Consider the following 12,571-nt stretch of genomic DNA (forward strand, 5'->3'; position numbering starts at 1 on the left):
CAAGCCCGTAACCCATTGCCGTCTGGTGCTTCGCGTGAGCTGGGCACCTATGACCGGACGGGGCCCAGGCGGGCTGCTTCGGTCACCTCTGCAGGAGCGATTTGTCTGCTGATGCCGCTTGAAGTTCCGCACAAAAAATCATTTGAATTCTTGTCCGTACTTGTGTTTGCAATCGGGCGCAAAACCCAACATGTAGTGGTTGGCCGCGAATGCGATACAAGATAATGCGGTCCTGGCCCCTTTGCAAGGCGACCCGCCTGTGGATAAGTTGTGGGTACTGTGTGCGTGAAATCTCGTTATTCGCTGTAGGCCTTGTCCCAAGCAGGTTGCGGCGTTTTTCAGGACACAGCGACGCAGGCAAGAAATTTTGCGGTTGATTTTCAGCCCGTAAATTGCTTGCGACCGCCTGTCCAGCCGCGGCTGTTTCAGACGCTGACCAGGCTCAAAAGATGCTTGTCGGTCAAGCGGAATTGTCCCTCCAACTCCACGCCTTTTCGCCAGCGCGGCGACAGGTCCGTCAGCAGGCGTAGCCGCGCCGTGCCCGCTGGCGACCACTCCACTATTTCGGCATGTTCGAAGTAAAAGCGCTGCTGGGTGAGGGGGTAGAGGGTCTTGAACAGGCTTTCCTTGAGGGAGAAGGTCAGCGTCACCGTCAGCCCGACCAGTGCCGGGTCCAGGCGCTGCAATTCGGCCGGGGTCAGGATTTCAGCAGCCAGGCGCTCGGCGCGCTCGTCGTCGAGCAGGCATTCCTGGTCCAGGCCGATGCCCTGGCAAGCGCCGTCGGCCACCACCACTGCCGCGGCCCAACCCTTGCCATGGGTGATCGAACCATGGATGCCGGCCGGCCAGGCGGGCGAGCGGTCGGTTTGCGTGGCAGGCACATAGAGGCGGCCATCGAGGCGCTGCAAGGCTGCGCGGGCGCAGACGCGGCCGGCCAGGTATTCGGCCTGGCGCTTGGCGACCGAGCGGTGCAGGGCCACCGTCTGTTCGATGCCCGCGCGCTGGAAGTCGTCGGCCGCCAGCCGTGACGGGTCGAAGGCGCAACTGGCCAAAACCGCGCCCGATACGGGGCGGGGCAGAGGCCAGTGGAACTGGATCGGGTCACAGCAAGCGGGCTGCGGGGGCAATGCGGGCATTGAGGCACATCCGGGGAAAGCGGTTCATGGCTGTGCGCCAGGCGGGCCAGCCATGCAACTCAGGGCGGCTCGAGGGCCTGTTACAGGGTGCGTACGGGCAGCGGATTCAGCCAGCGACGAAGTTCGGCGGCGACACCAGCTCGACGGTCTGCTGCTTGCGCGGCGCGAGGATTTCGGCTTCGCCTTCGACCACCAGTTCGTCGTTCTGGTTGTAGACGTTGGTGGCGATACGGACCTTGAATTTCGGCAGTTTTTCGAGAATTTCCAGGCGTACGGTCAGGGTGTCGCCGATCTTCACCGGCTTCTGGAAGCTCATCTTCTGGCCCAGGTAGATGGTGCCGGGGCCGGGCAGGGTGCAGGCCACGGCGGCGCTGATCAGCGCGCCGCTGAACATGCCATGGGCGATGCGCTCGCGGAACATGCTCTTGGCGGCGAATTCGGCATCCAGGTGCACGGGGTTGTGGTCGCCGGACATGGCCGCGAACAGCTGGATGTCGCGTTCTTCGACCGACTTCTCGTAGCTGGCGGTCTGGCCGACTTCGAGGGCTTCGTAGGGCGTGTTGCTGACCTGGGTCATCGGGGTTCCTCAACGGGCGGTCGGGAGAGACAAATGGGTCGGTGCGCGCAGGTCGACCGTGTACCGGCGCGCGCTCAAGCCCGCCAGTATATCGGCGGTTGGGGTTTTGCGACCGATTTCCTCGACCGATCGCTGCGGTCCCGCGAGTCCGCCACGGCAGAGGGCATTGGAAAAAGCACGCTGTGCAGTCCGCAAGGTAGGTCTGGCCATGCCGATCGAAGCTCAAGGATAGGCTGCCTTGGGAAAATACGATTCACGATGTTAATGGCCAGCGCCAGTCGGGCGGGCAACTGCTAACGTCGATGGGTGCCGTGCCGGCTCCAGGGCACGGCGCCGCCAGGGTCAGGCCCCTGGCCAACCGACATTCCCCGTCCAGGCAAAGGAACAACAATAAATGCACGCCGACTTCTGGAACGACAAACGCCCGGCAGGTGTACCCACCGCCCTCGACATCACCCGCTACGCCTCTGTGGTAGAGGTCTTCGAGCACGCCTGCCAGCGCTTCGCCGACCGGCCGGCCTTCAGCAACCTGGGCCTCACCCTGAGTTACGCCGACCTCGACCGGCACAGCGCGGCCTTCGCCGCCTGGCTGCAACAGAACACCTCGCTCAAGCCCGGCGACCGCATCGCGGTGCAACTGCCCAATGTGCTGCAGTATCCGATCGCCGTGTTCGGCGCCATGCGCGCGGGGCTGGTGGTGGTCAACACCAACCCGCTGTACACCGCCCGGGAGATGCGCCACCAGTTCCGCGACGCCGGCGTGCGCGCGCTGGTGTACCTGAACCTGTTCGGCGATCGGGTGCAGGAGGTGCAGGCCGATAGCGGCATCGAATACCTGATCGAAGCCAGGCTCGGCGATCTGCTGCCCAGCGCCAAGGGTTGGCTGGTCAACCTGCTGGTGGACAAGGTGAAGAAGATGCCGGCCTACCACTTGCCCCAGGCGCTGTCCTTCAAGCAAGTGCTGCGCGACGGGCGCCGGCTACGCCACACACCCATCCCGCAGACCAAGGCCGACATCGCCGTGCTGCAATACACCGGCGGCACCACCGGTCCGGCCAAGGGCGCCATGCTGACCCACGGCAACCTGGTCGCCAACATGCTGCAAGTGCTGGCCTGCTTCGCCCAGCACGGCGTCGACGGCCAGCCGATGATCGAGGAAGGCCGCGAGGTGATGATCGCGCCGCTGCCGCTGTACCACATCTATGCATTCACCGCGAACTGCATGTGCATGGTCGCCACCGGCAACCACAACGTGCTGATCTCCAATCCGCGCGACATTCCCGCTTTCGTCAAGGAGCTGGGCAAATGGCGTTTCTCGGCGCTGTTGGGCCTGAACACGCTGTTCGTCGCGCTGATGGACCACCCCGGTTTCAAATCGCTGGACTTCTCCGCGCTGAAAGTGACCAACTCTGGCGGCACGGCCCTGGTCAAGGCCACCGCCGAGCGTTGGGAGCAGGTGACCGGTTGCCGCATCGTCGAGGGCTACGGCCTGACCGAAACCTCGCCGGTGGCCAGTACCAATCCCTATGGGCAGATGGCCCGTCTCGGCACGGTGGGGGTGCCGGTGGTGGGCACCGCCTTCAAGGTGATCGACGAGCAAGGCCACGAGCAACCCCTGGGTTCGCCAGGCGAGCTGTGCATCCAGGGGCCGCAGGTGATGAAGGGCTACTGGCAACAGCCAGCGGCCACGGCCGACACGCTCGACGCCGACGGTTGGCTCAAGACCGGCGACATCGCCGTGATCGACCCGGACGGCTTCACCCGTATCGTCGACCGCAAGAAAGACATGATCATCGTCTCGGGTTTCAACGTGTACCCCAACGAGGTCGAGGACGTGGTCATGGGCCATCCGCAGGTGGCCAACTGCGCCGCCATCGGCGTGGCCGACGAACGCACCGGGGAGGCGGTGAAGCTGTTCGTGGTCGCTCGCGAAGGCGGTGTCGATGTCGAAGACCTCAAGGCCTACTGCAAGGCCAACCTCACCGCCTACAAAGTGCCGCGCCAGATCGTGGTGCGCGAGGCGCTGCCCATGACCCCGGTGGGCAAGATCCTGCGCCGCGAACTGCGCGACTCGGCTTGAGCGTCGGATCGAAACAGCCTGCGGGCCAGCGCCGGATTCGTCGCCAGCGGCACTGGCCCGCAGATTACAGCGCACTTGTGAAACGCACGCGTGGCTATTTTCGTTTGTGACTGATATACGCAAATAAGTCCTTTTAATGACCGATTGGCCCTCGCTCGAATGTGGTCGCCCCCTGGCAAAGCTGATACTCTCGGCGCGCTTTCGATGCTCCGGTTGCAGTCAGCCGCCATCGCCTCCCAATAATAAGTGCATGAATGCGCGAGAATTCGCTGTTGCTAAAGGAGTGGGGCTCCATGATCGAACATTTCTGGAAGGACAAATATCCGGCCGGCATCGCGGCCGAGATCGATCCTGACGAATTTCCCAACGTCCAGACGGTCCTCAAGCAATCCTGCCAGCGCTTCGCCGACAAACCGGCGTTCAGCAACTTCGGCAAGACCCTGACCTACGGCGAGCTCTATGCCCTGTCCGGCCAGTTCGCCGCCTGGCTCCAGCAGCACACCGACCTACAGCCCGGCGATCGCATCGCCGTGCAACTGCCCAACGTCCTGCAATACCCGGTCGCGGTGTTCGGCGCCATGCGCGCCGGCCTGATCGTGGTCAACACCAACCCGCTGTACACCGCGCGGGAAATGGAGCACCAGTTCAAGGATTCCGGCGCCAAAGCGCTGGTGTGCCTGGCGAACATGGCGCACCTGGCGGAAAAGGTGGTGCCCCAAACCGCCGTCAAGCACGTGATCGTCACCGAAGTGGCCGACCTGCTGCCGCCCCTCAAGCGCCTGCTGATCAACAGCGTCATCAAATACGTGAAGAAGATGGTGCCGGCCTATCATCTGCCCCAGGCCGTGCGTTTCAACGACGCACTGGCCAAGGGCCGTGGCCAGGCGGTGGTCGAGGCCAACCCGGCTGCCGACGACGTGGCGGTGCTGCAATACACGGGCGGCACCACTGGCGTGGCAAAAGGCGCGATGCTGACCCACCGCAACCTGGTGGCCAACATGCTGCAATGCCGCGCCTTGATGGGGGCCAACCTCAAGGAAGGTTGCGAGATCCTCATCACGCCGCTGCCGCTGTACCACATCTATGCCTTCACCTTCCATTGCATGGCCATGATGCTGATCGGCAACCACAACGTGCTGATCAGCAACCCCCGCGACTTGCCGGCGGTGGTCAAGGAATTGCGCAAGTGGAAGTTCAGCGGCTTCGTCGGCCTCAACACGCTGTTCGTGGCGCTGTGCAACCACGAAGGCTTCCGCGGTCTGGACTTCTCGGCACTGAAAGTCACCCTGTCGGGCGGCATGGCCCTACAACTGAGCGTGGCCGAGCGCTGGAAAGCCGTCACCGGCTGCGCCATCTGCGAAGGCTACGGCATGACCGAGACCAGCCCGGTCGCTACGGTCAACCCGGTGCAGGCCATCCAGATCGGCACCATCGGCATTCCCGTGCCGTCGACCCTGTGCAAGGTCATCGACGACAGCGGCGCCGAACTGCCGCTGGGCGAAGTCGGCGAGTTGTGCGTCAAGGGTCCGCAGGTCATGAAGGGTTACTGGCAGCGCGAGGAGGCCACAGCGGAAATCCTCGACGACCAGGGCTGGCTGAAAACCGGCGACATCGCCGTGATCCAGCCCGATGGCTACATGCGCATCGTCGACCGCAAGAAAGACATGATCCTGGTCTCGGGTTTCAACGTGTACCCCAACGAGATCGAAGACGTCCTGGCCGGCCTGCCGGGCGTGGTGCAGTGCGCCGCCATCGGCATTCCGGACGAAAAGTCCGGCGAGCTGATCAAGGTGTTCCTGGTGCTCAAACCCGGCACCACCCTGACCAAGGAACAGGTGACCGAGCACATGCGCGCCAACCTCACCGGCTACAAGGTGGCGCGGCAGATCGAGTTCCGTGATTCGCTGCCCACCACCAATGTCGGCAAGATCCTGCGCCGCGAGCTGCGCGACGAAGAACTGAAGAAACTCGGCATCAAGAAAAGCGCCTGACCTGGCCGGCGCTCGCAACGACGCCGCTACCCTGCACCGATGAAGGCCCTCAGCGGACCTTCGTCGGCAATCCGCTCGACGACGATCCCCCGCCTGCCACAACAGCCCCCATCGTGCCGAACAGGCACAAATCTGCGACAATCGCGCCCCTATGAATGCCGATCATGCCCAGGCAGGCCAGCCCTGCTCACGCCCGAGACCCATGACAGACCACACCATCGACCAGCTGCTGCACAACCTCGACCACGCCATGATCGCCGACCGCCACCGCCTGCGTCGGCAACTGCACGACCTGCGCAAACGGCCAGACGAAGCACGCCTGGAGCAGTGGGTCGAGAAGGTACAGGCATCCTGCGCGCAAGTGGTGGCCCGCGAGCGGAGCGTGCCGGTCATCCGCTATGACGACAGTCTGCCCATCGCCGCCAAGCGCGACGACATCAAGAAGGCCCTGGCCGAACATCAGGTGCTGGTCATCGCCGGCGAAACCGGTTCCGGCAAGACCACCCAGCTGCCCAAGATCTGCCTGGAGCTGGGCCGCGGCCGTCATGGCCTGATCGCCCACACCCAACCGCGGCGCATCGCGGCGCGCAGCGTGGCGGCGCGGGTGGCCGAGGAAGTCGGCACGCCCCTGGGCGGGCTGGTCGGCTATCAGGTGCGCTTCGAAGACCAGAGCGACGCCAACACCTTGGTCAAGCTGATGACCGACGGCATCCTGCTGGCCGAAACCCAGCACGACCGCCTGCTCGAACGCTACGACACGATCATCGTCGACGAAGCCCACGAACGCAGCCTGAACATCGATTTTCTGCTCGGTTACCTGAAGACGCTGCTGCACCGGCGTCCCGAGCTCAAGCTGATCATCACCTCGGCGACCATCGATCTCGAGCGCTTTTCCAAGCACTTCGACGACGCGCCGATCATCGAGGTGTCGGGGCGCACCTTCCCGGTGGAGACCTGGTACCGCCCGCTGACCAGCGAACAGGACGAAGAGGGCAATGCTCTGGAAGACGACCTGACGGTCGACCAGGCGATCCTCGCCGCCCTGGACGAGATCGCCGCCCACGAGCGCGGCCAGAGCAAGGGGCCGGGCGACGTGCTGGTGTTCCTGCCCGGCGAGCGGGAAATCCGCGACGCCGCCGACATGCTGCGCAAGGCGCAACTGCGCCACACCGAGATTCTGCCGTTGTACGCACGGCTGTCACCGGCCGAGCAGCAGCGCATCTTCCAGTCACACCCCGGGCGGCGCGTGGTACTGGCCACCAACGTCGCGGAAACTTCGCTGACGGTGCCGGGCATCCGCTACGTGATCGACAGCGGCACCGCGCGCATCAGCCGCTACAGCTACCGCGCCAAGGTCCAGCGCCTGCCCATCGAGGCGGTGTCCCAGGCCAGCGCCAACCAGCGTAAAGGCCGTTGCGGCCGGGTCGAGCCGGGCATCTGCATCCGGCTGTACAGCGAAGAAGATTTCAACGGCCGGCCGGCCTTCACCGACCCCGAGATTCTGCGCACCAACCTGGCGGCGGTGATCCTGCAGATGCTGCACCTGCGCCTGGGCAAGATCGACGCTTTTCCGTTCATCGAGCCGCCGGATGGCAAGGCCATCACCGACGGTTTCAACCTCTTGCAAGAGCTTTCGGCGGTCAACCGCGAGAATCAGCTCACCCCCCTGGGCCGGCAACTGGCGCGCCTGCCGATCGACCCGCGCCTTGGCCGCATGCTGCTCGAAGGCGCGCGCCAGGGCAGTTTGCAGGAAGTGCTGATCGTCGCCAGCGCCCTGTCGGTGCAGGACCCACGCGAGCGTCCGCCCGAGCGCCAGCAGGCCGCCGACCAGGCCCACGCGCAGTGGAAAGACGCGGACTCGGACTTCGCCGCGCTGGTCAATCTGTGGCGCGGTTTCGAGGAGCAGCGCCAGGCGCTGACCGCCAACCCGCTGCGCGCCTGGTGCCGCAAGCAGTTCCTCAACTACTTGCGCTTACGCGAATGGCGCGATGCGCACCGGCAACTGGCGCTGATCTGCCGCGACTTGCAACTGGTCGTGAACAAGGAGCCGGCAGATTTTCCGCGTATGCACAAGGCCATCCTCAGCGGCCTGCTCAGCCAGATCGGACAGAAAAGCGAGGAGGGCGACTACCAGGGCGCACGGCAACGGCGCTTCTGGGTCCATCCTTCGTCAGGCATCGGCCGCAAACGGCCGCAGTGGGTCATGGCCGCCGAACTGGTCGAGACTACCAAGCTGTACGCACGCATGGTGGCCAAGATCGAGCCGGACTGGATCGAGCCCCTGGCCGGTCACCTGATCAAGAAAAACCACTTCGAGCCGCACTGGGAGAAAAAGCGCGGCCAGGTGGTGGCCTTCGAGCAGATCACCTTGTACGGCCTGATCGTGGTCGGCCGCCGCCCGGTGCACTTCGGCCCCATCGACCCGGTCGCCTCGCGCGAACTGTTCATCCGCGAAGGCCTGGTCGGCGGGCAGATCCAGTCCCGTGCCAAGTGCCTGGCGGCCAACAAGCGCCTGCTCGAACAGCTCGACGCGCTGGAGGCCAAGGCCCGTCGGCGCGACATCCTGGCCGACGAAGAGACCCTCTACGGCTTTTACGAAGCACGGCTGCCGGCCGAAATCCACCAGACCGCGACCTTCGACGCCTGGTACCGCATGAACAGCCAGAAGCAGCCCGACCTGCTGATCATGCGCGAGGAAGACGTGCTGGCGCGCGAAGCCAGCGAGGTGACGGCGGCGCAGTACCCCGACAGCCTCAAGGTCGGCGATCTGCGTCTGCCCTTGACCTACCATTTCGAACCCAACCACCCGCGCGACGGCGTGACCGTGCGGGTACCGGCGCCGTTGCTGCCGAGCCTGCCGGGCGAGCGCCTGGAATGGCTGGTGCCGGGCTTGCTGGAAGCCAAGTGCATCGCCCTGGTGCGCAATCTGCCCAAGGCGCTGCGCAAGAACTTCGTGCCGGTGCCGGACTTCGTCAAGGCGGCACTGGCCCGGCTGAGCTTCGGCGCGGGGGCCTTGCCCCAGGCGCTGGGCCAGGAACTGCTGCGCATGACCGGTGCGCGGGTGTCGGACGAGGCCTGGGCCGAGTCGGTGGCGCAGGTGGAAAGCCATTTGCGCATGAACATCGAAGTGGTCGACGGCCAGGGCAAGTTCCTCGGCGAAGGCCGTGACCTGGCCGAGCTGACCGCACGCTTCGCCGCCGCCAGCCAGGCCGCGCTGGCCCTGCCGCGCACCGACAAAGCCGAGCAGCCGGTGCAGGCCAAAGCCTTCGCCCAGGTGGCGCAGACCACCCAGCAGAAGATCGCCGGCCTGTCGCTGACCGTGTACCCGGCGCTGGTCGAGGAGGGCGGCAGCGTGCGCGAAGGCCGCTTCTCGACCCAGGCCGAGGCGCAGTACCAGCACCGCCGCGCCTTGCAGCGCCTGCTGTTGCAGCAGTTGGCCGAGCCCGCCAAGTTCCTGCGCGGCAAGCTGCCGGGGCTCACCGAGCTGGGCCTGCTGTACCGCGAGTTGGGTCGCAGCGAAGCGCTGGTCGAAGACATCCTGCTGGCCAGCCTCGACAGCTGCATCCTCGAAGGCGAAGCGCAGTTGCCCCGCGAAGGCGCAGCCCTGGCGACCCTGGCCGAGCGCAAACGCGGCGCTTGGGCCGAGCATGCCGAGCGCTTGGCGCGGCAAACGCTGGAGGTGCTCAAACTATGGCACGGCTTGCAGAAGCGCTTCAAAGGCAAGATCGACCTGAGCCAGGCGGTGTCGCTCAACGACATCCGCCAGCAACTGGGCAACCTGGTCTATCCCGGCTTCGTACGCGAGACCCCGAGCCAGTGGTTCAAGGAGCTGCCGCGTTACCTCAAGGCCATCGAACTGCGTCTGGAAAAACTCGGCGCCCAGGTGCAGAAGGACCGCGTCTGGAGCGGCGAGTTGAGCAACCTCTGGGCGCAATACAAGGCTCGCCTCGACAAGCACGCCCAAGAAGGCAAGCGCGACGAGCAACTGGCCCTGTACCGCTGGTGGCTGGAGGAATACCGGGTGTCGCTGTTCGCCCAGCAGTTGGGCACCAAGGTGCCGATCTCGGACAAGCGCCTGAGCAAGCAGTGGAGCCAGGTGGAGGGTTGATTCCTTAATTTGTGGCACACTGGCCGCCGTTTACCTATTGAGCTGACACCCCCGGTTTCACTGGGGGATGTCGCCGTTTCAACGTTGGTACGCCCGTGCCAGCATCCTGACCTTTGCCGCCGCCCGTCTGGAGGCTGGCCCCCGATTAGAGGAACCACCGTGCATAACGTCGTGATCAGCGGCACCGGCCTGTATACCCCGGCCCAGAGCATTTCCAACGAAGAGCTTGTGGAATCCTTCAATACCTGGGCGCAACAGGCCAACCGCGAGCAGGCCGAGGCCATCGAGCGCGGCGAGGTCGAGCCTTGGCCAGAATCCAATGCCGCGTTCATCGAAAAGGCGTCGGGGATCAAGAGCCGCTACGTCATGGACAAGGCCGGCATTCTCGACCCGCAACGCATGAAGCCGAACCTGCCCGAGCGCAGCGACGACGAACCCTCGGTGCTCTGCGAGATGGCCGTGGCCGCCGCGCGCCAGGCGCTGCAACGTGCCGGGCGCAGCGCCGCCGACGTCGACGGGGTGATCGTCGCCTGCTCCAACCTGCAACGCCCATACCCGGCCATCGCCATCGAAGTGCAGCAGGCGCTGGGCATTCAGGGCTTCGCGTTCGACATGAACGTGGCCTGTTCCTCGGCCACCTTCGGCATCCAGACCGCCGCCAACAGCGTGCAGCTGGGCCAGGCCCGTGCGGTGCTGATGGTCAACCCGGAGGTGTGCACCGGGCACCTCAATTTCCGTGACCGCGACAGCCACTTCATCTTCGGCGACGCCGCCACCGCGGTGCTGATCGAGCGCCAGGACAAAGCCACCTCGGCGCACCAGTTCGACATCGTCAGCACGCGCCTGCTGACCCAGTTCTCCAACAACATCCGCAACAACTTCGGCTTCCTCAACCGCGCCGCCGAAGGCCATGCCGCCGATGCCGACAAGCTGTTCGTGCAGGAAGGGCGCAAGGTGTTCCGCGAGGTATGCCCGATGGTCGCCGAGCTGATCGCCGAGCACCTGAGCGAGAACGGCATGCAGCCGAGCGACGTGCAACGTTTCTGGCTGCACCAGGCCAACCTCAGCATGAACCACCTGATCGTCAAGAAGCTGCTGGGGCGCGAGGTGAGCGAGGACGAGGCGCCGGTGATCCTCGATCGTTACGCCAACACCAGTTCGGCCGGCTCGGTGATCGCCTTCCACCTGTACCAGGACGACTTGCAACCGGGCGCGCTGGGCGTGCTCAGCTCGTTCGGCGCGGGGTACTCGATCGGCAGCGTGCTGCTGCGCAAGCGCTGATGCCGTAGCGGCACCGGGCATGAAGACGAAAAAACGGGAAGCGACGCTTCCCGTTTTTCGTATTGCCAGAAGGCGATGAGGCTTAGAACTTCGCTTCCAGGTCCACCTGCAAGGTATCGACGCTGGCGTTGCTGTCGGGCAGGTTGGAGTAGTCGGTCTTGGCCATCAGGTAGGCCGCGCCCAGGGAGAAGTTCTTGTCGATCTCGTAGCCGACCTTGAGCTTGTGGCCGCGCGAACCGGTGAAGCCGTTGCCGAAGTCCGAGTCGGTGAAGGCGCTGACCACTCCGTTACGCTGCACGTCGCGGTAGTTGTAGTCCAGGCTCCAGGCGCCGAGCTTGGTCTTCACGCCGGTCAGCCATGCCTGGTCCATGCCGTCGGTGCTTTCGGTGTTCTTCACGTATTGGCCATAGGCCGACAGCGGGATGGCAAAGCCGGTGTAGTCGATCTGGCCGAAGCCTTCGACCAGCTGGAACTCGTCGGTGGTGTTGCCCAGGGCGCGCAGGAAGGCCGACGGCTTGTCGTTGTCGTAGGCGTACAGGCTGGCGCCCAAGGTGAACTTCAACGCATCGGTGGCGGCGAACTTGGTGCCCAGTTGCGCGTGGTACAGCTGCGCGTCGTGCTTGTACTGCACGCCGTCGCCGTCGACGTTGTCCTTGAGCGTGTAGTGGCCGGCACTGCCGAACACTTCGGCGCCACCCAGGTCGTGCTTGTAGGTGGCGGCCACGCCTTCGGGGTTGAGGTCGCTGTCCCAGATGATGTCGCCCACGCTCATCCATGGCTGCGGCATCTTGCCGCCGATCAGGTGCAGGTTGGGGATGCCGGTGGGGTGCCAGTCGAGGTAGGCCAGGTCCACCCACAAGGATTTCTTCTCGAAGTAGTTGTCCAGGCTCTGGTTGGTCGAGCGGCCGTCGGCGCTGCTGCCGGTGGCGATGCGCACGCCGGCGTCGACCTGCGGGTTGATCTCGCTGTAGAAGCCGACCCGAGCACGGACGCGCTCGCGGTCCTGGTTGTTGCTGCGGCTGATCGGGTTGTCGACGTTGACGTCTTCGTAGCGCAGGCGCACATCGCCTTTGACCTGGGTCTTGGCGGCCCAGGCGACTTTCTGTTCGAAGGAGCTCGCGCGTTCGACCTGCGCCTTCTGCGCGGCCTTTTCCTTGTTCTCGTTGGCGAGATCCGCCTGCAATTCGCTGTATTGCGCCTGATTGATCGAGCCGTTGGCCCGCAGCATGTCCAGCAGCTTGGCGTCGACGGCAGCACTGGCCGGAGTGCTCAGGGCCAGCACCAGGCCGGTCAGGCTGAATCCGGTAAGTGTAGAAACAACGCGCATACAGTTCTCCCGTTGGAAAGTGTGGGGGAGGCGCAGATGCCTGCCCCGGCAAAGTTGGCGAGCTTCCGGAA

Annotated in this window: 7 protein-coding genes; 4 read left to right on the top strand and 3 right to left on the bottom strand. The window is 64.8% G+C overall.

The genetic code is table 11. The features are described from left to right. Window positions 1-425: 425 nt before the first annotated feature. Both AA0Z93_RS13955 and AA0Z93_RS13960 read right to left on the bottom strand, forming a co-directional pair. A complete protein-coding gene (locus AA0Z93_RS13955; RefSeq protein WP_413048300.1) occupies window positions 426-1,136 on the bottom strand; it encodes a 4'-phosphopantetheinyl transferase family protein in 711 nt (236 codons plus the stop codon). Between the two features lie 106 nt (window positions 1,137-1,242). After that, window positions 1,243-1,713, bottom strand: coding sequence for a MaoC family dehydratase (locus AA0Z93_RS13960; protein WP_296268982.1), 471 nt, complete (start codon window positions 1,711-1,713; stop codon window positions 1,243-1,245). A gap of 394 nt (window positions 1,714-2,107) precedes the next feature. Here AA0Z93_RS13960 and fadD2 point away from each other — a divergent pair, with 394 nt between their 5' ends. The 4 genes from fadD2 (at window position 2,108) to AA0Z93_RS13980 (ending at window position 11,173) form a co-directional block, all read left to right on the top strand. Then, window positions 2,108-3,793 carry a long-chain-fatty-acid--CoA ligase FadD2 gene (fadD2, locus tag AA0Z93_RS13965; RefSeq protein ID WP_413048299.1) on the top strand — a complete coding sequence of 562 codons (1,686 nt, stop codon included), beginning with the start codon at window positions 2,108-2,110 and terminating at the stop codon, window positions 3,791-3,793. A gap of 293 nt (window positions 3,794-4,086) precedes the next feature. Continuing rightward, window positions 4,087-5,784, top strand: a complete 1,698-nt coding sequence (fadD1, locus tag AA0Z93_RS13970; RefSeq protein WP_413048298.1) for a long-chain-fatty-acid--CoA ligase FadD1 — start codon at window positions 4,087-4,089, stop codon at window positions 5,782-5,784. Between the two features lie 202 nt (window positions 5,785-5,986). Then, a complete protein-coding gene (hrpA, locus tag AA0Z93_RS13975) occupies window positions 5,987-9,892 on the top strand; it encodes an ATP-dependent RNA helicase HrpA (protein WP_413048297.1) in 3,906 nt (1,301 codons plus the stop codon). Between the two features lie 159 nt (window positions 9,893-10,051). After that, on the top strand, window positions 10,052-11,173 hold the full coding sequence (locus AA0Z93_RS13980) for a beta-ketoacyl-ACP synthase III (protein WP_413048296.1): 1,122 nt from the start codon (window positions 10,052-10,054) through the stop codon (window positions 11,171-11,173). Between the two features lie 82 nt (window positions 11,174-11,255). Here AA0Z93_RS13980 and AA0Z93_RS13985 read toward each other — a convergent pair whose 3' ends face one another. Continuing rightward, window positions 11,256-12,500, bottom strand: a complete 1,245-nt coding sequence (locus AA0Z93_RS13985; RefSeq protein ID WP_413048295.1) for a putative porin — start codon at window positions 12,498-12,500, stop codon at window positions 11,256-11,258. Window positions 12,501-12,571: the final 71 nt, after the last annotated feature.

Source organism: Pseudomonas phoenicis (assembly GCF_047302395.1).
In the GTDB taxonomy this organism is placed as follows: Bacteria; Pseudomonadota; Gammaproteobacteria; order Pseudomonadales; family Pseudomonadaceae; genus Aquipseudomonas.